Genomic DNA, 25746 nt, shown 5'->3' with positions numbered 1-25746 from the left:
GACGATGCAGATCCGCACCGGCGACACCTTTGATCCGCGCGTCATCGCGCTGCTCGATCATCACGTCACGGCGGCGCGGGCGCAGACTGCGCCTGGCAGCGCCCATGCGCTCGATCTCGCGGGGCTTCGCGCGCTTGATATCGCGTTCTGGACAGGTTGGGACGGCGAGACGCTGGTCGCCACCGGCGCGCTGAAGACGCTTTCGGCTGACCACGGCGAGGTGAAGTCGATGCACACGCTGCAGACCACGCGCCGGCGCGGCTTCGGCGGCCAGATGCTCCGCCACATCATCACGCAAGCCCGTGTGCGCGGCATGGCGCGGCTCAGCCTAGAGACCGGCTCCTGGGACTATTTCAAGCCCGCGCACGCCCTCTACCAGGCCCACGGCTTCGTCGCCTGCGGCCCATTCGAGTTCTATGTCGAGGACCCCAACAGCCTGTTCCTGACGCTCGACCTGACCACCGGCTGAGCCTGAGACCGGCGCGAGGCGCATCCAACCTCAACCTATTCGCGGGAGCTGTGGAGGGAGGAAAATGACCAGCATCCCTCAAAATGAGTTGCGCACCTCAAAACACCTCTGCTAGCCTTCAGCCATGGCCGAGACGCTCACCCCGACTGCGCTGACCCTGAAGGACATCGCCCGCGAAGCCGGCGTCAGTCTCGCGACGGTCGATCGCGTCCTGCACAACCGTCCGGGCGTCCGGCCGGACACGGTCCGGCGCGTCAGGGAAGCGATCGAGCGCAATGCGTTCCAGCCACACGTCGCCGCCGCCGAGCTCGCCCGCAGCCGCGTCCGGCGCTTCGCCTTCGTGATGCCGTCGGGGCCGAATCCGTTCATGCAGCAGATCGAAGCCTATCTCGGTGAAATGTCGGCCTGGCTGTCCGCCCGCCGCCTCAGCGTCGAGATGGTCGCAACCGACGTGTTCGACCCCTCCGCGCTCGCGGCCTCGCTGGAGTCGCTCTCGGGCGATTACGACGGCATCGCAGTGGTGGCTCTGGACCATCCCGGCGTCCGCGCCGCCATCAACGATCTCGTCGATGCCGGCACCAAGGTGGTGACGCTGGTCTCGGACGTGCCGTCCTCGGGCCGCCATCATTATGTGGGCATCGACAACATCGCTGCGGGTCGCACCGCCGGCGCGCTGGTCGGGCGGCTGGTCGGCCAGAGGTCCGGCAAGGTCGCGATCGTCGCGGGCTCGCAGGGCCTGCGCGACCACGCCGAGCGCATCTTCGGCTTCAACCAGGTGATGGCGACGGAATTCCCCGATCTTAGCGTGCTGCCGGTGCTGGAAGGGCGCGACGAGGACGAGCGTTCGGAGCAACTGCTGGCGCGGCTGTTCGGCAGGCATGCCGACATTGTCGGCCTTTATAACGTCGGCGCCGGCACGCAAGGCGTGGCCAAGGCTTTGACCGATGCCGGCCGCGACAAGCAGGTGGTGTTCGTCGGGCACGACGTCACCGCGTTGACACGGCGGCTGCTGTTGCAGGGCGTGATGGATGCGGCGATCTCGCAGAACCCCGGCCACGAAGCGCGTGCTGCCGTGCGCGTTCTGCTCGCGCTCGCCCGCGGCGAGCCGATCTTGCGCGAGCAGGAGAAGATCAGGATCGACATCGTGATGCGGGACAATCTGCCCTAGCGGCAGTGGATTTCGAAATGGCTCTCAGCGGTGAACGCGACATCAAGATCGCGCACCGCGATAGGCAAAAGGGAGGATGGCGTGTATCTCGGCGTGGACATCGGCACGTCCGGTGTGAAGGCGGTGCTCGTGAGCGAAGCCGGCGCGATTGTCGCGACGGCCGCGCGCGAGCTTGCGCTGTCGCATCCCGCGCCGCTGTGGTCCGAGCAGAACCCTGATGCCTGGGCCGATGCGGCGATCGGCGCGGTCGACGATCTCGCCGCCCGCCATCCGCGCGAAGTCGCCGCGGTCCGTGGCATCGGGCTATCAGGCCAGATGCACGGCGCAACTCTGCTTGGCGAGGATGGCCGGCCGCTGCGTTCCGCGATTCTCTGGAACGATGGCCGCTCGCAGGCCGAATGCGCAGCGCTGGAGCGGCGCTGTCCGTCGCTGCACGCGATCGCCGGCAATCTCGCCATGCCCGGCTTCACCGCGCCGAAGCTGCTCTGGGTCGCGCGGCATGAGCCAAAAATCTTCGACCGCGTGGCAAAGGTGCTGCTGCCCAAGGCCTATGTTCGCTATCGCCTCACCGGCGAAATGGTCGAGGATATGTCGGACGCGGCTGGCACGCTGTGGCTCGATGTCGGTCTGCGCCGCTGGTCGGCCCTGTTGCTGCATGCCACCGGGCTCGATCTGCACCACATGCCGCGCCTCGTCGAGGGCAGCGAAGTGAGCGCGATGCTCGCGCCGGAATATGCGCAGCGCTGGGGCATGACCGGGAATGTCGTGGTTGCCGGCGGCGCCGGCGACAATGCGGCGAGCGCGATCGGGCTTGGCGCGATCGCGCCGGGCAATGCCTTCCTGTCGCTGGGCACATCCGGCGTGGTCTTCCGCGTGACCGACCGGTTCGCGCCAGCGCCCGCTTCGGCCGTGCATGCCTTCTGCCACGCGCTGCCCGGCCTCTGGCACCAGATGGGGGTGATGCTGTCGGCAGCGGCTTCGCTCGCCTGGCTGTCGGGCGTGATGGAGACGCCGGCCGCAGCGCTCTTGGCGCCGCTCGGCGAGCGCGTCGACGGACCGAGCCCCGTCTCCTTCCTGCCGTACCTGGATGGCGAGCGCACCCCACACAACGATGCCGCCGCCAGCGGCGCCTTCGTCGGCTTGCGCGGCGCGACCGCGCGGGCGCAGATCGTGCAGGCCGTGCTTGAAGGCGTCGCCTTTGCCGCGCGCGACAATCTGGCGGCGCTGAGCGCAGCGAGTGGGCCGCTTGCCGAGGTCGATCTCGTCGGCGGCGGCTCGCGCTCGCCGCTGTGGGCACAGATCTGCGCCGACGTGCTCGGCATTCCCGTTCATCGCATCGAGGAAGGTGAAGTGGGCGCCGCGCTCGGCGCTGCGCGTCTCGGCCGCATCGCCGCGACCGGCGAAGCTCCGGCGGAGGTCTGCAAACCCCCGCGGCGGCTCGCGAGCTTCACACCCCGCCCGTCCGTCACTGCGGCCTATGACGAGGCCTATCGGCGGTGGCGCGCGCTTTATCCCGCATTGAAGGAGTCTCTTTAAGTGAACGTGTCAGCCAAATTCTTCGATGCAAGCGCTCCTGTCACCTTCGGCGGTGAGGATGCAGGAAACGCCCCCGCCTTCCGCTGGTACGACAAGGACCGCCTCGTGCATGGCCGCCGGCTGGAGGATCATTTGCGCTTTGCGGTCTGCTATTGGCATTCGTTCTGCTGGCCGGGCGGCGATCCCTTCGGCGGTGAGACTTTCCTGCGACCCTGGCACCACGGCAATGATGCGATGGCGCTGGCGCGGGCCAAGGCCGATACCGCCTTCGAGCTGTTTCGCCTGCTCGACGTGCCGTTCTTCACCTTCCATGACGTCGATGCGGCGCCGGAAGGTGCTTCGCTCGCCGAATCCGTCGCCAATCTCAACGCGATCGCCGATCTGTTCGAAGCGAAGATGGCCTCCGCGAAGGTCCGTCTGCTCTGGGGCACCGCCAATCTGTTCACGCATCGCCGCTACATGGCGGGTGCCGCGACCAATCCGGACCCCGAGATATTCACCTATGCCGCCGGCCAGGTCCGCGCCGCGCTGGAGGTGACGCATCGGCTCGGCGGCCAGAACTACGTATTGTGGGGCGGGCGCGAGGGCTACGAGACGCTGCTCAACACCGATCTCAAGCGCGAGCTCGACCAGCTCGGCCGCTTCGTCTCGCTGGTCGTCGAGCACAAGCACAGAATAGGCTTCAAGGGCCCAATCCTGATCGAGCCGAAGCCGAAAGAGCCGACCAAGCATCAATACGATTTCGACGTCGCCACCTGTTACGGCTTCCTCGAGCGCTACGATCTCCTGAAGGACGTCAAGCTCAACATCGAGCAGAACCACGCCATCCTCGCCGGCCACTCGTTCCATCACGAGGTCGCGCTCGCCGAGGCGCTCGGCGTGTTCGGCTCGCTCGACATCAACCGCGGCGACGATCTGCTCGGCTGGGACACCGACCAGTTCGCGATGAACGTGCCGGAACTCGCCTTGGTGTTCCACGAGATCCTGAACCGCGGCGGCTTCACCACGGGTGGGCTCAATTTCGATGCCAAGATCAGGCGGCAGTCAATCGATCCTGACGATCTGATCCATGCCCATGTCGGCTCGATGGATGCCTGCGCGCGCGCGTTCCTCGCCGCCGCCGACATGCTCGACGCCGGCGCGCTCACCACGCCGCTTGCGAAGCGTTACGAGGGATGGGCCGGCCCCGAGGGCCGGGCCATTCTTGGCGGCCAGCGTTCGCTCGCCGATCTCGCCGACCGTGCGCTCGGCCCCGGCTTCGACCCGCAGCCGCGCTCGGGGCGGCAGGAATATCTGGAATCCCTGGTCAACCGCTACGTCTGAGGAAGTCCGCTGATGGCAAATGCTGACGCGACCCCGGTCCTGGAGCTGACCGGCATCGGTAAGGAGTTCGGCGCGATCCGCGCGCTGCACGACGTCGACATGCAGGTCTTCCCGGGCGAAGTGGTCGGCCTGATGGGTGACAACGGCGCCGGCAAGTCGACGCTGGTCAAGATCATCGCCGGCAATTTCCGCCCCACGCACGGCGAGATCCGCTTTGCCGGCAGCGCGGTCCACTTCAACCGGCCGGTCGATGCCCGCGCCGTCGGCATCGAGGTCGTCTACCAGGACCTTGCGCTATCAGACAATCTGACCGCGGCTGCCAACGTCTTCCTCGGCCGCGAGCTGAAGCGCAAACTCGGACCCATTGCCTTGCTCGACCACAAGGCGATGGCGGCGCGCGCGCTGGAGCTGTTCGGCGAGCTGCGCTCGGAGACGCGGCCCGACGACCTCGTCAAGCAGATGTCCGGAGGCCAGCGCCAGGCCGTCGCGATCGCGCGGACGCGGCTCTCCAACGCGCGGCTGGTGATGATGGACGAGCCGACGGCCGCGATCTCGGTGCGCCAGGTCGAGCAGGTGCTCGGCCTGATTCACCGGCTGAAGGAGCAGGGCGTCGCTGTGATGCTGATCTCGCACCGCATGCCCGACGTATTCGCGGTGTGCGACCGCGTGGTCGTCATGCGCCGCGGCGAGAAGCGGGCCGACAAGCCGATCCACCAGACCTCCCCCGAGGAGGTCACCGCTCTCATCACCGGCGCGAAGGAGGCGGCGTGATGGCCATGCCCATGGAATCCCCGATCAGCTTCACCAATATCGGCCGGATCAGATGGTGGCAGCGCGGTATCTTCGCCTCCCAGACCGGCTATGTCCTGCTCGCGCTGGCCGTGCTGCTGGTGATCATGCACTTCGCCAGCCCATACTTCTTCACCGAAGGCAACATGCAGAACGTGGCGAAGAACTTCTCCTTCATCGCCATTGCGACGCTGGGCGTCACCTTCGTGATCATCACCGGCGGAATCGACCTGTCGGTCGGCTCGATGATGTGTTTCTCCGCCATGATCACCTCGATGGTGATGACCGAGCTGTCGGCGCCCGGCTCGCCGGCGGGCTCGCTGTTCGTGCACATGGCGGCCGACGGCAAGACCGTGCTGGCCAACGTGCCGGGCCTGATCCTGCTGGTGTCGATTCTCGCCGGCCTCGGCGTCGCGCTGATCGCCGGTCTCGTCAACGGCTTCTGCATCGCCGTGCTCGGCCTGTCGCCCTTCGTCACAACGCTCGGCATGCTCTCGATCGTGCGCGGGCTCGGCTATGTCGTCTCCAACGGCCGCGGCAGTTTTCCGGGCGGGCCGGACGCCGATTATTTTTATGCGCTCACCTCGGGTGACGTGCTCGGCGTGCCCGTGCCTTTCATCTATCTCGTGGTTCTCGCGCTGGCGATGGCCGTGGTGCTGCACCACACCTCGTTCGGCCGTCACGTCTTCGCGCTCGGCGGCAACGAGAAGGCGGCCGAGCTCACCGGCATTCCGGTGGTGCGGGTGAAGATCGAGGTCTACGTGATCTGCGCGCTCGCGGCAGGGCTCCAGGGCATTATCATCTCCGGCTGGCTCGGATCGGCGCCCGCCAACATGGCGACATCCTACGAGCTCAACGTGATCGCGGCGGCCGTCATCGGCGGCGCCAATCTGGCCGGCGGCATCGGCGGTCCGTTGGGGGCCATCGTCGGCTGCGTGCTGCTCGAGGTGATCCGCAACGGCCTCGTGCTGGCGCAAGTCAGCTCCTACTGGCAGCAGACGCTGGTGGGCGTGATCATCATCCTGGCCGTGCTGGTCGACCGGATCCGTTCGCGGATGAGCTGAGGTGACGTCGTTTCGGGAGGGCAACGAACATGCCGCCTATCCGCTTCCCGGACGCTTCTTTGAGAGGATAGGCGCAAGAGAAGGGTGGAGGAGACAATGAGGAAACTTCTTCTTGCCGGCATCGCTGTTGCAATGATGGCAACGCCGGCGTTCGCTGCGAACTACCGCTTCGTCATCGTGCCCAAGGCGATGAACAATCCGTTCTTCGACTTCGCGCGCGACGGCTGCCTGAAGCGCGCCAAGGAGCTCGGCAATATCGAGTGCATCTACAAAGGTCCGGTCGAGCATGAGCCGGCGACGCAGGCCCAGATCATCCAGGACTTCGTCACGCAGAAGGTTGACGGTCTCGCCATCTCGGTCGCCGACGTCGCGGCCATGACCAAGTCGATCGAGGCGGCGACCGCCGCCGGCATTCCCGTCATCACTTTCGATGCCGATGCGCCGGGCTCCAAGCGCATCGCCTATATCGGCACCAACAACAAGGAGTTCGGCTTAGCCCTCGGCAAGCAATTGCTGAAGATGCGGCCCGACGGCGGCAAATACGCGATGGTCTCCGGCGGTCCCGGCGCCAAGAACCTCGCCGAACGCGTCGACGGCGTTCGCGAGGCGCTGAAGGGCTCGAAATGGACCGAGGTCGCGGGCTCGCCGACCTTCTGCAACGACGATCCCGCGCTGGCGGTGCAGCAGATGACGGACATGCGCACAGCAACGCCGGACCTTGCGGCCATTGTTCCCATCGGCGGCTGGCCGATGTTCGCGCCCGAAGGCTTCAAGGCGTTCGCCTCCAGGAACAAGAAGGACATCGATTCAGGCAAGTTCACGCTGGTCGTCGCCGATACGCTCAAGATGCAGCTCGAACTGCTGCGCGACGGCTATGCCAACGCGCTGGTCGGTCAGCGCCCGTTCGAGATGGGCGAGAAGGCGATGGATACGCTGCTCGCCATCAAGAAGGGCGAGAAGGTGCCGGAGATCGTCTACACCGGCCTCGACCTCGTGACCAAGGACAACGTCGCGCAGATGTTGAAGTAGGAACGCGCCGCCAGCCCCGCGCTCCTGCGTGCCTCCCCCGCTTGCGGTTTTCGCGAGCGGGGGAGATGATTTGGACCGTTGGAAGGAAGACTCCTGGAAGGCAATGGGAATGAAACGGTCGCGCCTCGGCTCTCTCGACGTCACCTCAATCGGCCTCGGTTCCGCCCCGCTCGGCGGATTGTTCACCCCCGTCAGCGATGCCGATGCGGAAGCGACGATCGCACGTGCCTGGTCGCTCGGCGTGCGCTTCTTCGATACCGCGCCGCTTTACGGCTTTGGCCTGGCCGAGCGGCGGCTTGGCGCGTTCCTGCAGCAGCAGCCGCGCGAATCCTATGCGATCTCGACCAAAGTCGGGCGTCTCTTGCGCGCGCCGGAGGGCGGTGCCGCCGAGGACGAGCACTACAAGGGCACGCCGCGCGAGCGGCCGGTGTTCGATTTCAGCCATGACGGCGTGATGCGCTCGGTAGAGGAAAGCCTCGCCAGGCTCGGGCTCGACCGTGTCGACGTCCTGCTCGTGCATGATCCCGACGATCATTATGACGATGCCGTCGCCGGTGCCTTCCGCGCGCTGCAGCGCCTGCGCGAGGACGGCACGGTCAAGGCGATCGGCGCCGGCATGAACCAGTCGGAGATGCCAGTCCGCTTTGCCGACGCCGTGCCGGTCGACTGCTTTCTGCTCGCCGGCCGATACACGCTGCTCGATCAGGGCGCGCTGGATGCGCTGTTTCCGGCCTGCCAAGCCAGGAACATCGGCATCCTGCTCGGCGGCATCTACAACAGCGGCATCTTGGCCAATCCGCACACGAGCGCGAAGTTCAATTATCAGGACGCCGATGCCGCGCTCGTCGCGCAGGCGCTCGAACTCGACGGGCTCTGCCGCAAGCACGGCACCGAGCTGAAGGCCGCAGCACTGCAGTTCTGCATGGCCCATCCGGCCGTGACAGTCGCCGTGATGGGCGCGCGCAATGCCGCCGAGGTGGCCGACAACATCGCGATGTCGGAGGCGGCGGTGCCGCAAGCCTTCTGGCAGGAGCTGCGCGCGCGAAACCTCGTCGATGCGCGGGCGCCGCTGCCGGGCGGAGCGTGAGCCATGATCATCGACGGCCACCAGCATTTCTGGGATCCGGCGCGCGCCGATTATCCCTGGATGGAGGCGGACGAGCTCGCGCCGATCCGCCGTGCCTTCGGTCCTGGCGATCTCGCACCATTACTGAAAGCAAACGGCATCGACGCCAGCATCCTGGTGCAATGCCGCTCCGCGCTGGAGGAGACCGAGGAATACTTGCGCATCGCGGATGCGACGCCCTCTGTCATCGGTGTCGTCGGTTGGGCTGATCTGACGGACGGTGCGCTTGACGAGACGCTTCATCGCCTGCGAGCCTCCCCCGGTGGCGACAAGCTGGTCGGCATCCGCCACCAGGTGCACGACGAGTCCGATCCCGACTGGCTGCTCCGCGAAGACGTCCAGCGCGGTCTCACGGCGGTGTTCGCCCGCGATCTCGCCTACGATCTCCTCGTTCGAACCCGCGAGCTGCCCTCGGCCATCGCAACCGCCCAGGCCTTCCCGCAAGCACGCTTCGTGCTCGATCACGCCGGCAAGCCGCCGATCGCCGATGGTGGAAGCGACGAATGGGCCGATCGCATCAAAGCGCTCGCCGCCTGCGGCAATGTCTGGTGCAAGATTTCAGGGTTAGCGACGGAAGCGGCTTGGGGTGATTGGGATGCGGAGCGGCTGTTTCCGTTCGTTCAACATGTCGCGACATGCTTTGGCGAGGATCGGTTGATCTTCGGCTCGGACTGGCCGGTGTGTCTGCTTGCGGGCAGCTACGACGAGATCAAGGGTGCGTTGGAAGCGTGCTTGATGAAGCTTGGTCCGCAGGTGAGGGAGAAGGCGTTTGGTGTGAACGTGATGGCTGCGTATCGGTTGGCGGTTGCCAGTTAGAGCGAAGCAGCGGACTGTTTCTTACCCTCCCCTGGAGGGTAGGGCTATCGCATATGCCTTTTGCGGGGACCACCCGCGAGTTTGCTCCGCCTCTCCCGCTTGCGGGAGAGGCCGACGCGTCCCGGGCGATGCGAAGCATCGTCCCGAGCGCGGCGGGTGAGGGCTCTCACCGCACTGGGATCGCCTCCGCAATTCTCGACAATCCCGACGCGGAGGCACCCCCACCCCCGCCCTCCCCCGCAAGCGGGAGAGGGAGCCCACTGCCGATGCCGAAGCATTATTCACCGCCATATGCGATAGCCTTACCCTCAAGGGGAGGGTAAGAGACCTCATGCCCCCGCGGGCACTTGATCCAAGAATCCTGTCACGCTCCTAATCCGGCCGTCCTTCAGCACGGCAAAATCCGTGCCCTTGATCGGGCTGTCGACACCATCAGGGCCGAGTCCCCAGCTGAAGCGCACATGGTCGCCGTAGCCGTTGGGCTCGCCGATCAGCTTGAATCTGAAATCGGGAAAGCGCTGCTGCACGCCGGCGATCAGCGCGTCGATGCCGTCCTGGCCGTCGCCCTTCATCAGGGGATCGACATAGTTCGCATCCGCCGTCCAGTTCTCGCGGAGCAGCTCGCGGCGGCGGCCGGCGGCGCGTTCGTTCCAGAGCTCGATGTAGCGTCGGGCGATGGTGACGGGGTCGGTCATGGTACTCTCCTTCGATGGCGCCGTGTTGTCCGGCTGACCGCGACTATCGAAGGAATGCGCGCGCCGATCGATTACCTCGGAGGTCATGCGCATGATCCGGAAAAGTGTGGAGCGGTTTTCCTATCAGACCATGCGCAAAAAAACCTGAGGCGCGATGATGTTTCATCGCGCCTCAGGCGCACGCACAATCTCATGCGGGCGTCACTTCGCCGCGGTCACCATGATCTCGACGGTGTATTGCGGCGCCGCTAGCTTGGCTTCGACGGTGGCGCGGGCCGGCGTATTGCCCGGCGAGACCCAGGCGTCCCACACCGCGTTCATCTCGCCGAACGTCTTCATGTCGGTGATGTAGATCGTGGCCGAGAGCAGCTTCGATTTGTCGGTGCCGGCCTTGGCGAGGTGACCGTCGATGGTTGCCAGGATGTCCTGGGTCTGTTTCGTTACGCTTTCGCCGGCAGCCTTGTTCGCGACGACGCCGGCGAGATAGACGGTGTTGCCGTGCACGACGACCTGGCTCATGCGCGGGCCGGTTTCAAAACGCTGAATGCTCATTTGGGGTCTCCTGGTGGAAGGGCGGCCCTGTCTAGCCCAGCGACCCGCGCTCTGCCACCCCAGGCACGCATGCGTTGCCAGGCACGCATGCGTTGCCAGGCACGCATGCGTTGCCTGCGCGCGATGCGCCGCTCAGCGAAATTGGCTGAAGAAAGCCCAGATCGTCTCGGCGCCGTCGATGTCGCCGTTCTGCGGGCCAAGCAGTTTGGTCGCGACTTTCGGGAAACGCGCATCCGGTGCAAATCCGGGCATGCGGTGGCCGCCATGGTTGATGCGATAGAGCACGACGTCGTGCCCGGTCGGACAGCGCGAGCTGATCCGTGTCACGGTGGACTGGTCTGCGGGCGCCCTGTCGGGCATCTCGATCACCTCGGCGTCATCGGTCTCACAGCCATTGAGGCTGCGCCAGAATGCCAGCGTCTCGTCCGTCGACCAGAACCCGTCTGCGGCATAATAGCTCGATCCGCGCCCGCCCTCGTAGGGGACGAGCGGATCGGCGGTGCCGTTCATGAGCAGCATCGGCAACGGCCGCGACGGATGGCAGGTGACGGCGGCCTCTTCAGTGAGGTTCATGATCACGCTCGCGCCCGCCGCAAACAAATCGGCGCGGGCGCAAACCAGCGTCATCACCATGGCGCCGCCATTGGAGATGCCGGTGACATAAACGCGCTTCGCATCGGCGGTGCCGTCGGCCACCAGCTTCTCGACCAGCTTTGCGATGAACGCGACGTCATCGGTGCCATCGGGTGGGCCGCGGAGCGCGGGTCCCGCCTTGGTCCTCGCATCGGCCCAGGCGTGGTTGAGCCCGTCCGGAAAGACGACCGCAAGCCCCTCGCGCTTGGCAAGCTGCGGCCACGCCGTCCGCGCGACCATGTCGGCGCCGCGCTGGGTCTTGCCATGCAGCACGATGACGAGCGGTGCCGGCTTTTTCGCCGGCAGCTGCACGGTGTAGGAGCGCTTCACACCATTGACGTCGACAGTGTCGGCCCATGCAGGAGAGAAGCAGCAGATCACCGCCAGCCAGAACGGGGCAACGCGCAAGGCGGGTCGTATCATCCAGGCCATGATCGGTACCATCGATAGCGTTTAGCCGCTTCGACGCACGTAACCAAGTTCAAGATCTCGGCGCGACCTTCGACCGCATGTACATACCTGCCGGATGGCACAAATATTTTCAGCAATCGCAAATTGAGCTGCATCAAGGAGCGGAACTGAGATAGAGTACAATTAAGAGTTGAGACAATTTTCGCGACGGGGCTGAATTGAGCCACCTGGAAAACTACCCCGACCCTTCCGAGATACTTCGTTTTTTAGAAGAGAAATTTGGGACTGGCGTCTGGCGCTGCGATGCCGAAGGCCGGATGCAGTGGTCGCGTGGCTTCTACGGCCTGCTGGGTCTCGATCCCAATGCCGTTGCGCCCAGCTATGCGGAGATCGAGAGACGAATTCATCCGGAGGATCGCCGTCCGCAGCGCGATCCGCGCGAATTGGCCTTCGACCGATTTTTGCTCGACGGCGAGTTTCGCATCATCCGGCCGAATCGTGCACTGCGCTGGATCCGTATCCAGTCCGAGACTTTTTTGAACTCGGCCGGCGAGCCGGAATGCGTGGTCGGCGTCGCCATCGACATCACCGAACAACGCAGATCGCTGCAGCCTCTCAAGACAGATGCGGGTCGCTACGCGGCGCTGACGCAGGTCGCAGGCGGGTTGCTGTGGGTCGGCAGTCAGGACGGCCGGATTACCGCGCTCTTGAACGCGGAGGACAAGCCGGACGCGCACCGGTTCTTCGGCAAAGGCTGGCTCGATCTGCTTCCCGAAGAGGAACGCGAAACGGCTTTGCGGATCTGGGCGGCTGCCGCCGAAACGGGACAGCCCTACGATGTCGAGCATAGGCTGCGCCAGTCCGACGGCTCCTACCGCTGGTACCATTGCCGGGCTGTGCCGGTCCCGGACGCGGATGGTAGTGTTCGGGAGTGGTTGGGAATCTCCACGGACGTGCACGAGCAGCGACTCTCGACCCAACACGTGGCGACGTGGAGGTTGACGGGTGCGCAATTGCGCGCCGCCCGCGGCATGCTGAACTGGTCGGTGAAACAGCTCGCCGCGCGAACCGGGATTTCTGCTGCCGTGATTCGCCGGCTTGAGGAGCAGAACGGTCTCCTGCGCCTGCCCGACGAGACATTGACGACCCTTTGCGCCACGCTCTCGTCTGCGGGCATCGAGTTCATCTTCGGAGCCGGGAAACCTGGCGTGAGGCCGAGATAATCGTCAAGCAGCCAGTCGCGACCGCCATCGATTTTTGCGGAGATCGAGGTGAGGTCGAGCCCACTTCTCACCAGTTTTGATGTTGGCGCAGCGCTCTGTCGATTGAGAGACAACAAGATCCTGGCAAGGCCTCGCACTTTAATTCCGGCTGCAGAAGCAGCGCTCAATTTTTGTGCGTTGAGAGACCTCGCGAACAAATTTTTCTTAATGTCGCAATAAGCAATTTTGGTCACCTTGGTCACACACGTCAAAGTCAGAGTCGGAGAGGCGTAAAACTGACGGTAGTAGCGGGGTAACGGGGCGCTGCATCGTCGTCAGGATTGCTCAAGCGGCGCGCGTCGATCTGGCTGGGATCATTGCCAGCCGGGTGCGCCAACGCTGTCGCGATCGGAATGGTGGGGTATCGCCCGATCTGGTCATGTCAAACGATCGTTTCGGTCTGCGGCATCGCCACGCGGGAATTTTCATGCGACGTCTTAGGCCATAGCGGCCATAGCTGCGGAGTATTTGCCAATGTCTTATTTCAAATTTCGTATCGGTGGCCGGTTGATCGCGGGATTTGCTGCAGTCTGCGCCATCATCGCGCTTTCCGTCGGCTACACCATGTTCGAGGTCGGGCGCATTTCAACGACGGTCAATCGCATGACGAACCTGCGCACGCCGGTCGCGCTGGCGAGCACCGAGCTGATCGGCGATCTCTATTCCACGCTCGCGACCCTGCGCGGCTATTTGCTCAGCGGGAATCCGCAAGGCAAGCTCGATCGCATGTCGATGTGGAAGGAGATGGATAGAACAGTGGCTGCGTTCGACGAGCAGGCGGCGCAGTTCACCAATCCCGAGAACAGGCAAAAATGGGAGCAAGCCAAGCTGCTGCTCGTCGAGTTTCGCGCGGCGCAGGACAAGGCCGAAGCGATTGCTTTCACCCCTGACGCCTATCCCGCGACCAAGCTCATGGTCGGCGAGGCCGGCCCGCGCGCAGACGTGATTTTCTCCGAGATCACGAAGATGATCGATCAGGAGGAGGCACAGGAAGCCACGTCGGAGCGGAAGAAATTGCTCAAGGCGATGGCGGATACGCGGGGCAATTTTGCCGCTGCCACGGCCCAGCTCCGGATGTACCTGCTCTCGGGCGAAAAGACCGACAAGGAAAAATTCGTGAAGCCGTGGGAGGCGTTCGAGAAAGGCTATGCCGGAGTCAATGCGCGAAAGGACCTGCTCACCGTCTCGCAACAGGCGTCCTTCGATAAGATCGCAAAGGCGAAAAGCGAGTTCGCGCGCCTCTATGAAAGGATCTTCGCGCTTCGCGAGTCCCCGGACTGGAACGCGCCGGTTTATCTGCTGGTGACCGAAGCCGCGCCGCGCGCCGCAAGGATTCTCGACCTGCTCGACGGGCCCAAGGGCGTCGACGGCACCCGCTCGGGAGGCATCAAGTCCAATCAGAAGCGGATGCTCGTCGAGGAGACGCGCGGCGTGCAGGAGAGCATCTCGCTGCTGAAGCTGGTCCTGTGGACTCTGTTGGCCGCGGGAGTCGGCCTCGGCGGGACAATCGCATTGTTCACGTCCCGCTCGATCGCCGCTCCGATCCGGGGGATGACCCTTGCCATGGGCAAGCTCGCCGGCGGCGACACCTCCACGAACGTTCCCTGCGTGGGCCGTACCGACGAGGTCGGCGAGATGGCCATTGCGGTCCAGGTCTTCAAAGACAACATGATCGAGGCCGATCGTCTGCGCGCCGAGCAGGCACAAATGGAGGCTCGCGCGGCCGCTCAACGCAAGGCCGACATGCACAGGCTCGCGGGTCAGTTCGAGGACGCGGTCGGCGACATCGTGAGGACGCTGTCGTCCTCATCGACCGAGCTCGAAGCGGCGGCCCGGACGCTGAGCAAGACCGCGGAGAACACCCAGGAGCTCTCGAGCGTCGTCTCTGCCGCCTCCGAGGAAGCATCGACCAATGTTCAGTCGGTTGCCTCCGCCACCGAAGAGATGAGCTCATCCGTGACCGAAATCGGCCGCCAGGTGCAGGACGCCGCCAGAATTGCCGGCGCGGCGGTGGAGCAGGCGCAGAGGACCAATGATCGGGTCAACAAGCTGTCGCAGGCGGCCACCCGCATCGGCGACGTCGTCGAACTCATCAACACGATCGCGGGGCAGACCAATCTGCTTGCTCTGAACGCCACGATCGAAGCGGCGCGAGCCGGCGAAGCGGGGCGCGGCTTTGCTGTGGTTGCGTCCGAGGTCAAGGCGCTGGCCGAGCAGACAGCGAAGGCGACCGGGGAGATCGGTCATCAGATTGCCGACATTCAAGCCGCCACCCAGGAATCCGTGGTCGCGATCAAGGAGATCAGCGGAACAATCGGCAGGATCTCGGAGATTTCTTCGGCGATCGCATCGGCAGTCGAAGAGCAGGGAGCCGCGACGCAGGAGATCGCCCGCAACATCCAGCAGGCGGCGCAAGGCACCGATCAGGTCGCAGCCAACATCAGTGACGTGAAGCACGGAGCGGCGGAGACTGGTTCGGCTTCAACCCAGGTGCTTGCCTCGGCGCAAATGCTGTCGAAGGACAGCGCGCGATTGCACTCCGAGGTCGAGCAGTTCCTGACCACCGTGCGCGCCGCCTGACTCGAATAGGCGAGTGTCCTGCCATGTCCGCATGAGGGAACGCGATGGCCGATCGAATCAAGAAAGAAACGCGAGCGGGCGCGATCGATAACGTTATCGCGTTGCCGCTCAGCCCAACCAGCCTGGTCGCTAACACCAGGAGAGACTGCAAATCGCTGCAGCAAAGCATCGTGACAATGCAGCAATGTCTCAGGGCGCTCGGCGACTTTGTCCGAAATCTCGATGACGGGCCGGAGGCCGAGAGACTTCGAGCCCACATGGCCGAGCTGAACGAGCTGTTGTCTCTGCGGCTCGATCAGCTCTCGCTGACCGAACGCCTGTTGCAGGAGATGCTTCGCCGCGGCTGAGGCCGGTGCGCCGCCGCGCACCCGCCAGCCTCGTCGGTCACCCCACCGCCTTCGCCGCGGAGCGGCCGGCATTGCGCCCCGAGAACAGGCAGCCGCCGAGGAAAGTGCCCTCCAGCGAGCGGTAGCCGTGCACGCCGCCGCCGCCGAAGCCGGCGGCTTCGCCGACCGCATAGAGGCCGGGGATGACGCTGCCCTCTTCCCCGAACACGCGCGACTCGAGATCGGTCTCGAAGCCGCCCAGCGTCTTGCGGGTGAGGATGTTGAGCTTCACCGCGATCAGCGGTCCATGCGCGGGATCCAGGATTCTGTGCGGGGAGGCGGTGCGGATCAGCTTATCGCCGATATAGCGGCGCGCATTGTGGATGTTCATCACCTGCGCGTCCTTGACGTAGGGGTTGGCGATCTCGCGGTCGCGCGCTTCGATCTGCATCCTGATGTGCTCGAGCCTGAGGAGGTCGCTGCCGGCGAGCTCGTTCATGGCCGCAACGAGCTCATCGAGCTTGTCGCGCACGATGAAGTCGACACCGTGGCTTTTGAACGCCTCCACCGGCGCCGGCGCGCCCTTGTTGGTGGCGCGGCGCAAGGTCATGCGCCAGCTCTTGCCGGTGAGGTCGGGGTTCTGCTCCGAGCCCGACAGCGCAAACTCCTTCTTGATGATGCTCTGCGTCAGGATGAACCAGGAATAATCATAGCCCGTCGACATGATGTATTTGAGCTGGCCGAGCGTGTCGGAGCCCGGAAACAGCGGCGCCGGCAGCCGCGTGCCCGTGGCGTCGAACCACATCGAGGACGGGCCGGGCAGGATGCGGATGCCGTGGCGCGGCCAGATGGGATTCCAGTTCTGAATGCCCTCGACGTAATGCCACATGCGGTCGCGATTGATCAGTCGCGCGCCAGCCTTTTCCGTGATGCCGATCATGCGGCCATCGACATGCTCGGGCACGCCCGAGATCATGAATTTCGGCGGCTCGCCGAGCCGCTTCGGCCAGTTCTGCCGCACCAGCTCATGATTGCCGCCGATGCCGCCGGAGGCGACGATCACGGCTTGCGCCTTCAACGCAAACTCGCCGACGACGTTGCGTGACGAGCTTTTGCCCCGCTCGATAGTGTCGGGGGCGAGAACGGCGCCGCTGACGCCATCGACGGTGCCGTTGGTGATGGAGAGCGCATCGACGCGATGGCGGAACCTGAAGGTCAGCCGGCCGCTTCGGGCGGCTTGGCGCGCGCGGCGCGCGAATGGCTCGACGATGCCGGGGCCGGTGCCCCAGGTCACATGGAAGCGCGGCACCGAATTACCGTGGCCCATCGCGTCATAGCCGCCGCGCTCGGCCCAGCCCACCACGGGGAAGATGCGATGGCCCATCGCGCGCAGCCAGTCGCGCTTCTCGCCGGCCGCGAACGCCACATAGGCCTCGGCCCATTGCCGTGGCCAGAAATCCTCGTCGCGGTCGAAGCCGGCGGTGCCGATCCAGTCCTGGAGTGCGAGCTCGTAGGAGTCCTTGATGCCGAGCCGGCGCTGCTCGGGCGAATCGACCAGGAACAATCCGCCGAACGACCAGAACGCCTGGCCGCCGAGCGACTGCTCGCCCTCCTGGTCGACCACGATCACGCGCTTGCCCGCGTCCGCGATCTCGGTTGCGGCCACGAGGCCCGATAGTCCCGCGCCGACCACGATGACGTCAGTTTCTTCCGCCATGTATCTCCCCCTCCACGGGTTCCCCCCTGTAGTTACCCGGATTGAAGCCAGCGGTTGCAACTGAGATCAAGGGCGCGGCCCGTAAGACAACATTAACTTGTTCCACTTCGGGGATAGAGACTGGCCAAGTGCAGCGCGGACGCAACACTGTATTTGAATTTGTTTTGACAGAGCGGGCGCGCCTAGACAAAACCACAGAGTCGACAGACGCTAGCTGTGCATCACCACCTGACACGCAGATTCGAATCCGACTGGGGCGGGGGACAATGAGGTTTCTGACGGGGTTGCTTGCGGTGATTCTCCTGATCGCCGGCATGGGGGCTTCTCACGCGGTGGTTCGTATCGCGGATGACCGTGGCGGCAGGATCGGAACCTACGTCGACAGGTACCAGGACCTGCGTCAGTCAGGCGAAACCGTCATTATCGACGGCCTCTGCGCCTCCGCCTGTACCATCGTCCTCGGCGCCATCCCGCGCGATCGCATCTGCGTGACCTCGCATGCAACGCTCGGTTTCCACGCCGCCTGGGATTTCGGAAGCAATGGCCGCGCCGTCACCAATCCCGAAGCGACCCAGATGCTCTATGCGATGTATCCCTCGCAGGTGAGGCGCTGGATCGGCCAGCGGGGCGGGCTGACCCCACGCATGCTCTTCCTGAGGGGCAAGCAGCTCGAGGCCATGTACAAGCCCTGCTATCTGGACGCGCAAGCCTCGACCAACAGGCCGTCGCGCCGATCTCTCCCACAAGCGGAGCAACTCGAATCCGCTCGGGGCCAGCTGCTTCACTGATCTTCGCAGCATGATGGGATCCTTTTGGGCCGACGCGGGCGTCTTGTCCGCGGGCGGCCCAAAGCCTATCTGAGAGCCTGGGAACCGGGGCCTTCGCCCCGATCATTGCCATGGCTCAACCACTGCATCCGGCTCATCCTGTATCGGACAATTCGCCCACTGCCGGCCGGATGCCGTCCGTGCTGCTGTGGGCGGGCGCAGGTTTCGGCGCGCTCGTCGTGGTCGGCGCCCTCGCGCTCTGGTTCCACTACGGCACCCAGGTGTTCTTCGAAATGATCAGGACCGGCTTCGCCGCCTGCTTCTGATCCCGATAGGAAGTGTTCCGACAATGAGCCCCATCGCCCGTCCGCTGGTGATCGCAACCGCCTTCGCCGCAAGCCTCATTGTCGGGCTGCTGGTGATGTTCTGGGCCATGGGCGGGGTGAGCAAGGTGGCGCAACCGGCCGCGATCGGCGGCCCGTTCCAGCTCACCGACCAGAACGGCAAGGCCGTCACCGACAAGAGCCTGAAGGGCAAGCCGACCCTGATCTTCTTCGGCTACACCCATTGCCCCGACGTCTGCCCGACCTCGCTGTTCGAGATGTCGGAAGTGCTGCGCGCGATGGGCAAGGAGGCCGACAAGGTCAATGCCATCTTCATCTCGGTCGACCCCGAGCGCGACACGCCGGCGGCGATGAAGGACTATCTGACGAGCTTCGATCCGCATCTTGAGGGCCTCTCCGGCGATCCCGCCGAGGTCGCCAAGGTGATCACGTCCTACCGCGTCTACGCCAAGAAGGTCCCGACCAAGGACGGCGACTACACCATGGACCACACCGCGCTGATCTATCTGATGGACCGCGACGGCCGCTTCGTCTCGCCGTTCAATTTGAAGCGGACGCCGGAAGAAGCCGCGGCCGAGCTGAAGCGGTACCTCTGAGAGGCGATCAATCCGCCGCGAACTCCGCTGCAACCTCTCCCGCTTGCGGGAGAGGTCGCGCCGAAGGCGCGGGTGAGGGTTCTCTCCTCTTGGGGGTTCTCGCCCAGAGGAGGCACCTCTCCCCGACCCTCCCCCGCTTGCGGGGGAGGGAGCGCAACCAGCCACAATCGGCGCTCGCGTTCCGGGCCGAATGGTCTATAAGGCCCTCCGATCTCAACGCAATTCGTTCATTTCCGGCCGATGGCTCCATCGCAACAGGCGAAATCGTCAAAATCTGCCCGTGGTTTGCTGATGGGGTTGGCCATCGGTGCTTGCCTGCTCGCAGGGCTCGGCGCCACGAACGCCCAGACACCAGCCAAGCGGCCGCCCACGGCGCCCCAGGCCACGCCGCAAACCGCGCCCCAGGCCGCCCCACAGGCCGTGCCGGGCTTCTGGGACCCGCGGCGCCGGCCGGAGCGGCCGGACCTGTCCCGCCTGACCGTGATCCGCTTCCTGACCGAGACCGACTATCCGCCGTTCAACTTCACCGGCGCCGACGGCAATCCGGCCGGCTTCAACGTCGATCTCGCACGCAGCCTGTGCGACGAGATCAAGGTCACCTGCACGGTGCAGATGCGCCGCTTCGAGACGCTGGTCGACGCGCTCACCTCCAACCGCGGCGATGCCATCATCGCCTCGATGGCGGTGAGCCCGCAGCTTCGCGCCCGCGTCGACTTCACCGATCCCTATTATCGGGTGCCGGCGCGTTTCGTCTCGCGCAAGGACGCAGTGATGCCGGAGATCCGCCCCGAATATCTCGAAGGCAAGAAGGTCGGCGTCATCGCCGGCTCCGCGCATGAGGCGTATCTCAAGGCGATGTTCACCGACGCCGAGCTGCACGCCTATCCCAATGACGATGCGCTCCGCAGCGCTTTGCGCAAGGGCGAGGTTGATTTCATCTTTGGCGACGCCATCTCGCTCGCGTTCTGGATCAACGGCACCGATTCCGGCGATTGCTGCGCCTTCTCCGGCGGCCCTTTCGTCGAGAGCCGCTTCTTCGGCGAGGGCATCGGCATCGCCGTGCGCAAGGGCAACGACGTGCTGCGGCAGGCCCTGAACTGGGCCTTGTTCCGCGTCTGGGAAAAAGGCCGCTACACCGATCTGTGGCTGCGGTATTTTTCGGTGAGCCCGTTCTAACTAGCGTCGCTGCTCCCTCCGCCGTCATTGCGAGGAGCTCGCGACAAAATTGCGCAGCAATTTTGCGCTGATGCGACGAAGCAATCCAGACTGTCACCGCGGAGACAGTCTGGATTGCTTCGCTTCGCTCGCAATGACGGTGCAAGAGGCAATACCGCCTACAAAATTGCATTCTGCCCGGAAATCGCTATTTTGCGCGGCCCGGAGGCCCCTGATGTCCGTTATCGATCTTGCTGCGAACCCGAGCGACCTGCGTGCGCTCGCCGAACAATCCAACGCCTGGCCGTTCGAGCAGGCGAAGGCCATTGTCGCGCGGCTGAAGAAAAGCCCGAAGGACGAGGTGCTGTTCGAGACCGGCTACGGTCCCTCCGGCCTGCCGCATATCGGCACGTTCGGCGAGGTCGCGCGCACCTCGATGGTGCGGCATGCCTTCCGCGTGCTGACCGAGGACAAGATCAAGACGCGCCTGCTCGCCTTCTCCGACGACATGGACGGATTTCGGAAGGTGCCCGACAACGTCCCCAACAAGGACATGCTGGCCGCGCATCTTGGCAAGCCGCTGACGCGGGTGCCGGATCCGTTCTCCAACGAACACCCATCGTTCGGGCATCACAACAATGCGCGGCTTCGCGCCTTCCTCGATCATTTCGGATTCGACTACGAGTTCGCGAGCTCGACCGACTACTACACATCGGGCCGCTTCGATGCGACGCTGCTCAAGATGCTGGCCGCCTACGACAAGATCATGGCCATCATCCTGCCGACACTCGGCCCCGATCGCCGCGCCACCTATTCGCCGTTCCTGCCGATCAGCAAGACGACGGGCGTCGTGCTGCAAGTGCCGATGATCCGCCGCGACGTCGCCGCCGGCACGGTGACCTATGTCGACCCCGATACCAACCAGGAAGTCGAGACGTCCGTGACCGGCGGCAACGTCAAGTGCCAATGGAAGGCCGATTGGGCGATGCGCTGGGTCGCGCTCGGCGTCGACTACGAGATGGCCGGCAAGGATCTGATCGATTCGGTGAAGCTGTCCGGCGCGATCGCCCGGGCGCTTGGCGCCACGCCGCCGGAAGGCTTCAACTACGAGCTCTTTCTCGACGAGAAGGGCCAGAAGATCTCGAAGTCGAAGGGCAACGGCCTGACCATCGACGAATGGCTGCGCTATGCCTCGCCGGAATCGCTGTCGCTGTTCATGTATCGCGAGCCGAAGGCGGCCAAGCGGCTGTATTTCGACGTCATCCCGCGCAATGTGGACGATTACCAGCAATTCATCGACGGCTTTGCCAAGCAGGACGGCAAGCAGCAGCTCGGCAATCCGGTCTGGCACATCCACAACGGCAAGCCGCCGAAGGGCGATCTGCCCGTCACCTTCCAGCTCCTGCTCACGCTGGTGTCGTCGTCGAATGCGGAGAATGCCGAGACGCTGTGGGGTTTTATTGGCCGCTACCGCCCCGGCGTGAGCCCGCAGACGCATCCGAAGCTGGATGCGATGGTCGGTTATGCCATCAACTATTATCGCGACTTCGTCGCGCCCACGAAGCAGTTCCGCGTGCCCACGGACACAGAGCGCGCCGCGCTCCAGGACCTGCGCGATGCGCTGTCGCAACTGCCGCAGGACGCATCGGCCGAGGACATCCAGAACGTCGTCTACGAGGTCGGCCGCCGCGAGCCGTTCCTCGACCAGGTCAAGAAGGGCAAGGATGGCCGTCCCGGCGTCACGCTCGACTGGTTCAACATGCTCTACCAGGTGCTGCTCGGCCAGGAGAAGGGCCCGCGCTTCGGCTCCTTCGTCGCGGTGTACGGCATCCAGAACGCAGTCAACATGATCGACGGCGCGCTGGCGCGAAGCGCATGAGCGCACTCCCGCTGTCATCGCCCGCGAAGGCGGGCGATCCAGTATTCCAGAGGCGGTTGTGATAGAGCCGAGAGGCCGCGGTGTACTGGATTCCCCGCCTTCGCGGGGAATGACATTGAACAATGTAGGGAAGTTGCGGAGTGACGCCCGCCTAGATCGAGCGCAGCACGTAACGCCGGTTGTCCTTCTGCACCGGGCGCGCGTTCATCGGATAGAGCTTTGCGAACGCGGCGACATCGGCGGCTGACACCTGGATCGGGTCGGTCAGCAGCAGCCATTCGACCACCTCCGAGCAGGGCGGCGTCGTCAGCGAGCCGGGATAGCGGAAATAGCTGAGTCGCTGCGGCAGCATGGCGTGAGGATCGATGGTCGCATCGGCCTTCACCGCGGGACCTTCGGCCGCCGGCATAGTCTTGACGATCTTGCTGAAGGCTGCGTTCGGCCTGCCTTCGGCCATCAGCACGCCGATCACGGCGAGCCCGCCGGCATCGTTGCGATGGACGAAATGTGCCTCCATCGGAAAATTCTTGCCGCCGATCATGTGCTCGCTCGGCCGGTGGAAGTGCACCTGAAGCAGCTTGTACTTGACGTTGCCGAGCATGAGCGTGCTGCCCTCGGCGAAGTTGAGCTGGATCGTGTGCCCGTTGTTGACGATGGTGTCGGCGCTCTTGGCCCAGTTCAGCTTCAGAGCGGGCAATTGCGACTTGATCGCCCCCTCGATGTCGATCGGCGATTGCTGCAGGCCGACCGCGCAGGCCTTGTTGGCCGCGTCGAGATCGCCCCATTTGGCCGGACCGCCGGCGCCCTCATAGCTCCAATGCACGCCTTCGGCGGCGAAGGCCGGCTTGCAGAGCGGACAAAGCGCAAGACCCGCCAGGGCCTTCAATGCGTGACGGCGATTCATCGTACTCCCCCGAGATGAATTTGATCGGCAATCGGTACGCAACCTATGCGAGAGGGCCGGTGAGTCGCAAGCTCGCCCGCGGCGAAACGCGGCGCGGGTGATGTCATCGCCTGGTCACCCACGCCGGGCGCGACGCAATCACTGGCTCGCCCAGACGATCCGCGCGATCCAGGCGACATCGCTCATCGCGATCGTCCGCTCCGCCCGTGACGCATCGAGCGGCTGCAAGTCCAGCGCCTTCGCCGTGCGGCGCTTCAGCGTCGCGACCGTCACCTCGCCCGCTTTGGTCTTCACCACCACGCGATCGCCTTTGCGGGTCGGCGTGCCGCGCGAGATCAGGAGGACGTCGCCGTTGCGATAGGCAGGCTGTAGCGCATCGCCAGAAATCTCCAGCGCAAAGGCGTGACCGTCCTCGGCGGTGGGAAGCGCGATTTCGGTCCAGCCCTTGCCGGATGGAACGCCGGATTCGTCGAAAGCGCCGCTGGTACCGGCGAGTGCGAAGCTGAGCAGCGGCACCGAGCGATCGTCGCCGGCGTCCTCGTCGACCAGTCTCGCAAAGCTGTCGATCGAGGAGCCCGCCGCCGCCAGCGCCTTCGCGATCGATTCGGTCGAGGGCCAGCGCTCGCGGCCGTCGGAGGTGACGCGCTTGGACTTGTTGAAGGTGGTGGGATCGAGCCCGGCTCGTTTGGCAAGGCCGGACGGCGACAGCCCGGCGCGCGCAGCCAGCCGATCCAGCGCGCCCCAGATCTGGTCGTGAGTCAGCATCCTCTGCGCTTTGGCCTGTTTGACCATGGAAGGTCCAGCCCGTCGCAACTCAGGAAAACTGTCCTCAAATCAACCGGTTTTCCGCTTTCCGTGCAAGAGGCGGCGGACGAAAGCGTTTTCAAGCGAAGTGGGTACCGGTTCGCGTCAAGAATACGCGTCAAAACAGGAATCTAGAGCCCCATTCCGATTTCATCGGAACGGAAAGGGCTCTAGGTCTTGAGTTCGGCAGGGGCCGCCTTTACGGTCGCGCCCGGGTTTTAAGGACCCGCGAGAGACGAAAAAACCCAAAAGACTCAAAGAGCAAACAGGGCTGCGTAAGCGGTGGTCAAGATCTACAAAATCTGTCCGGCCTCGGCCTGGCGCGAGGCGGAACGGCAGGGTGTCTACCGCGGCAGCGCGGACGATGCGCGCGACGGTTTCATCCATTTCTCGACCGCGGCCCAGGTTCCCGAGACCTTGCGCAAGCACTATGCCGGGCAGCGCGCGCTGTTCCTGGTCGAGGTCGACAGCGATGCGCTCGGCAGCGAATTGCGCTGGGAGCGCTCGCGCAATGACGAGCTGTTTCCGCATCTCTATGGCGAGCTCGATCTCGGCGCGGTGATCGCGGTGATGAACCTCAACATCCGCTCCGACGGTAGCCACGATGTTCCGGAGCTGCTGCCGTGATCCGCGCTTTCGACGCCTTTTCGCTACCGGTGCTGCGCTGGCTCGATCCGGAAGACGCGCATCGCCTCGCGATCCAGGGCCTGCGCTTTTTGCCGCCGGTCAAGCCGCGCGCTGACGATCCCAAGCTCGCGGTGCGCGCCTTCGGGCTCAACTTCCCCAATCCGATCGGCATGGCCGCGGGCTTCGACAAGAGCGCCGAGGTGCCGGATGCGCTGCTGCGGCTCGGCTTTGGCTTCGTCGAGATCGGCTCGGTGACGCCGAAACCCCAGGCCGGCAATCCGCGGCCGCGGCTGTTCCGTCTGGAGCGCGACGAAGCCGTCATCAACCGCATGGGCTTCAACAATGACGGCGCGGATCTCGCCCTGCGCCGGTTAGCTGCGCGCGCGCAGCATGGCGGCATCGTCGGCGTCAATATCGGCGCCAACAAGGATTCTCCCGATCGCGTCGGCGACTACGTCAAGCTGATCGAGACCTTTGCGCCGGTCGCGAGCTATTTCACCATCAACGTCTCCTCGCCGAACACGCCGGGCCTGCGCAATTTGCAGGAAGGCGCATTGCTCGACGATCTCCTCGCCAGGGTGATCGACGCGCGCGAGCGGGTGCGGCAGAAGGCCGGCGACACGCCAGTGCTGCTCAAGATCGCGCCTGACCTCAGCCTCGCGCAGCTCGACGACGTCGTACAGGTCGCGCGCTCGCGCCGGGTCGACGGCATGATCGTGTCGAACACGACCATCGCGCGGCCGAGCACGCTGCGCGAGGAAATGCGCGCCAGGGAGCAGGGCGGTCTGTCCGGACGGCCGCTATTCCGCCTGTCGACGCGCATGGTCGCGGAGACCTATGTGCGCGTCGAGGGCGCCTTCCCGCTGATCGGTGTCGGCGGCGTCGATTCGGGCGGGGCCGCGCTGACAAAGATTCGCGCCGGTGCCAGCCTGATCCAGCTCTATTCGTCGCTGGTCTACAAGGGCCTCGGTCTCGTCGACGAGATCAAGCGCGACCTGACCTCGACGCTGCTCCGCACAGGGCGGGATTCACTCTCCGAGATCGTCGGCGCGGATGCTGCGACGCTCACCGCGGAAGACTGGCCGGGGATGTGAGCGAGCTGCGTAGCCCGGATGGAGCGAAGCGCAATCCGGGATCGGCCCACCTGCACGAAGACCCCGGATTACGCTTCGCT

The 25746-nt window shown here is 64.8% G+C and carries 25 protein-coding genes; 19 read left to right on the top strand and 6 right to left on the bottom strand.

Annotated features, from left to right (window positions below; all coding sequences use genetic code 11):
• Positions 1–4: 4 nt before the first annotated feature.
• The 9 genes from ACNJX8_RS39250 (at position 5) to ACNJX8_RS39210 (ending at position 9320) form a co-directional block, all read left to right on the top strand.
• Positions 5–469, top strand: coding sequence for a GNAT family N-acetyltransferase (locus ACNJX8_RS39250; RefSeq protein ID WP_164935111.1), 465 nt, complete (start codon positions 5–7; stop codon positions 467–469).
• A 124-nt stretch (positions 470–593) separates the two neighbouring features.
• Positions 594–1637: a LacI family DNA-binding transcriptional regulator gene (locus ACNJX8_RS39245; protein WP_128955817.1), complete on the top strand. Its 1044-nt coding sequence runs from the start codon at positions 594–596 to the stop codon at positions 1635–1637.
• 81 nt (positions 1638–1718) lie between these two features.
• The gene (gene xylB / locus ACNJX8_RS39240) at positions 1719–3173 is read left to right on the top strand and encodes a xylulokinase (protein WP_439358963.1); all 1455 of its coding nucleotides are present in this window, start codon (positions 1719–1721) and stop codon (positions 3171–3173) included.
• Positions 3174–4496 carry a xylose isomerase gene (gene xylA / locus ACNJX8_RS39235; RefSeq protein WP_128936866.1) on the top strand — a complete coding sequence of 441 codons (1323 nt, stop codon included), beginning with the start codon at positions 3174–3176 and terminating at the stop codon, positions 4494–4496.
• Positions 4497–4508: 12 nt separating this feature from the next.
• Positions 4509–5267 carry an ATP-binding cassette domain-containing protein gene (locus ACNJX8_RS39230; protein WP_439358961.1) on the top strand — a complete coding sequence of 253 codons (759 nt, stop codon included), beginning with the start codon at positions 4509–4511 and terminating at the stop codon, positions 5265–5267.
• Positions 5267–6349, top strand: coding sequence for an ABC transporter permease (locus ACNJX8_RS39225; RefSeq protein ID WP_164935101.1), 1083 nt, complete (start codon positions 5267–5269; stop codon positions 6347–6349). The genes ACNJX8_RS39230 and ACNJX8_RS39225 overlap by 1 nt, the downstream gene beginning before the upstream one ends.
• Before the next feature lie 96 nt (positions 6350–6445).
• Positions 6446–7378 carry a sugar-binding protein gene (locus ACNJX8_RS39220; RefSeq protein WP_061879645.1) on the top strand — a complete coding sequence of 311 codons (933 nt, stop codon included), beginning with the start codon at positions 6446–6448 and terminating at the stop codon, positions 7376–7378.
• Between the two features lie 109 nt (positions 7379–7487).
• The gene (locus tag ACNJX8_RS39215; RefSeq protein ID WP_439358959.1) at positions 7488–8465 is read left to right on the top strand and encodes an aldo/keto reductase; all 978 of its coding nucleotides are present in this window, start codon (positions 7488–7490) and stop codon (positions 8463–8465) included.
• 3 nt (positions 8466–8468) lie between these two features.
• Positions 8469–9320 carry an amidohydrolase family protein gene (locus ACNJX8_RS39210; RefSeq protein ID WP_439358957.1) on the top strand — a complete coding sequence of 284 codons (852 nt, stop codon included), beginning with the start codon at positions 8469–8471 and terminating at the stop codon, positions 9318–9320.
• A gap of 329 nt (positions 9321–9649) precedes the next feature.
• Here the strand turns inward: ACNJX8_RS39210 and ACNJX8_RS39205 are convergent, their stop codons facing one another.
• From ACNJX8_RS39205 to ACNJX8_RS39195, 3 genes are all read right to left on the bottom strand, one after another.
• Positions 9650–10015, bottom strand: a complete 366-nt coding sequence (locus ACNJX8_RS39205) for a nuclear transport factor 2 family protein (RefSeq protein WP_128936861.1) — start codon at positions 10013–10015, stop codon at positions 9650–9652.
• A gap of 201 nt (positions 10016–10216) precedes the next feature.
• Complete coding sequence (locus ACNJX8_RS39200; RefSeq protein WP_027575148.1) at positions 10217–10567, bottom strand: RidA family protein; 351 nt, start codon at positions 10565–10567, stop codon at positions 10217–10219.
• A gap of 132 nt (positions 10568–10699) precedes the next feature.
• Positions 10700–11623 (bottom strand): alpha/beta hydrolase family esterase, encoded by a 924-nt coding sequence (locus ACNJX8_RS39195; protein ID WP_439362037.1) that lies wholly within the window; start codon positions 11621–11623, stop codon positions 10700–10702.
• A 206-nt stretch (positions 11624–11829) separates the two neighbouring features.
• On the opposite strand from ACNJX8_RS39195, the gene ACNJX8_RS39190 reads away from it, so the two are divergent.
• From ACNJX8_RS39190 to ACNJX8_RS39180, 3 genes are all read left to right on the top strand, one after another.
• A complete protein-coding gene (locus ACNJX8_RS39190; protein WP_439358954.1) occupies positions 11830–12834 on the top strand; it encodes a PAS domain-containing protein in 1005 nt (334 codons plus the stop codon).
• Positions 12835–13347: 513 nt separating this feature from the next.
• Entirely contained in the window at positions 13348–15453 is a 2106-nt protein-coding gene (locus ACNJX8_RS39185) for a methyl-accepting chemotaxis protein (protein ID WP_128942040.1), read from the top strand.
• A gap of 44 nt (positions 15454–15497) precedes the next feature.
• Positions 15498–15800 (top strand): hypothetical protein, encoded by a 303-nt coding sequence (locus tag ACNJX8_RS39180; protein ID WP_128936858.1) that lies wholly within the window; start codon positions 15498–15500, stop codon positions 15798–15800.
• Between the two features lie 37 nt (positions 15801–15837).
• On the opposite strand, the gene ACNJX8_RS39175 is transcribed toward ACNJX8_RS39180, so the two are convergent.
• Positions 15838–17496, bottom strand: a complete 1659-nt coding sequence (locus ACNJX8_RS39175) for an FAD-binding dehydrogenase (RefSeq protein WP_249758385.1) — start codon at positions 17494–17496, stop codon at positions 15838–15840.
• A gap of 266 nt (positions 17497–17762) precedes the next feature.
• Here ACNJX8_RS39175 and ACNJX8_RS39170 point away from each other — a divergent pair, with 266 nt between their 5' ends.
• The 5 genes from ACNJX8_RS39170 to ACNJX8_RS39150 all read left to right on the top strand — a co-directional run bounded on the left by ACNJX8_RS39170 (position 17763) and on the right by ACNJX8_RS39150 (position 22237).
• Positions 17763–18284 carry a hypothetical protein gene (locus tag ACNJX8_RS39170; protein ID WP_439358951.1) on the top strand — a complete coding sequence of 174 codons (522 nt, stop codon included), beginning with the start codon at positions 17763–17765 and terminating at the stop codon, positions 18282–18284.
• A 110-nt stretch (positions 18285–18394) separates the two neighbouring features.
• Positions 18395–18589 (top strand): hypothetical protein, encoded by a 195-nt coding sequence (locus tag ACNJX8_RS39165; RefSeq protein ID WP_128936856.1) that lies wholly within the window; start codon positions 18395–18397, stop codon positions 18587–18589.
• A gap of 23 nt (positions 18590–18612) precedes the next feature.
• Positions 18613–19203, top strand: coding sequence for an SCO family protein (locus ACNJX8_RS39160; protein WP_439358949.1), 591 nt, complete (start codon positions 18613–18615; stop codon positions 19201–19203).
• A gap of 240 nt (positions 19204–19443) precedes the next feature.
• Positions 19444–20379 (top strand): transporter substrate-binding domain-containing protein, encoded by a 936-nt coding sequence (locus tag ACNJX8_RS39155; RefSeq protein WP_128936854.1) that lies wholly within the window; start codon positions 19444–19446, stop codon positions 20377–20379.
• A gap of 214 nt (positions 20380–20593) precedes the next feature.
• Complete coding sequence (locus ACNJX8_RS39150) at positions 20594–22237, top strand: lysine--tRNA ligase (protein WP_439358946.1); 1644 nt, start codon at positions 20594–20596, stop codon at positions 22235–22237.
• A gap of 151 nt (positions 22238–22388) precedes the next feature.
• On the opposite strand, the gene ACNJX8_RS39145 is transcribed toward ACNJX8_RS39150, so the two are convergent.
• Positions 22389–23141, bottom strand: coding sequence for a carbonic anhydrase (locus ACNJX8_RS39145; RefSeq protein ID WP_164939718.1), 753 nt, complete (start codon positions 23139–23141; stop codon positions 22389–22391).
• A 138-nt stretch (positions 23142–23279) separates the two neighbouring features.
• Positions 23280–23933 carry a S24 family peptidase gene (locus ACNJX8_RS39140; protein ID WP_439358944.1) on the bottom strand — a complete coding sequence of 218 codons (654 nt, stop codon included), beginning with the start codon at positions 23931–23933 and terminating at the stop codon, positions 23280–23282.
• Between the two features lie 294 nt (positions 23934–24227).
• On the opposite strand from ACNJX8_RS39140, the gene ACNJX8_RS39135 reads away from it, so the two are divergent.
• On the top strand, positions 24228–24572 hold the full coding sequence (locus tag ACNJX8_RS39135; RefSeq protein ID WP_439358942.1) for a DUF952 domain-containing protein: 345 nt from the start codon (positions 24228–24230) through the stop codon (positions 24570–24572).
• The gene (locus ACNJX8_RS39130; protein WP_128936848.1) at positions 24569–25666 is read left to right on the top strand and encodes a quinone-dependent dihydroorotate dehydrogenase; all 1098 of its coding nucleotides are present in this window, start codon (positions 24569–24571) and stop codon (positions 25664–25666) included. Before ACNJX8_RS39135 ends, ACNJX8_RS39130 begins: the two co-directional genes overlap by 4 nt.
• The last annotated feature ends 80 nt before the right edge of the window (positions 25667–25746 follow it).

The organism is Bradyrhizobium sp. SPXBL-04 (genome assembly GCF_051853035.1).
Lineage (GTDB): Bacteria > Pseudomonadota > Alphaproteobacteria > Rhizobiales > Xanthobacteraceae > Bradyrhizobium > Bradyrhizobium zhanjiangense.
The sequence above is the reverse complement of the archived record's forward strand: the minus strand, read 5'-3'. Positions and strand labels throughout refer to the sequence as shown.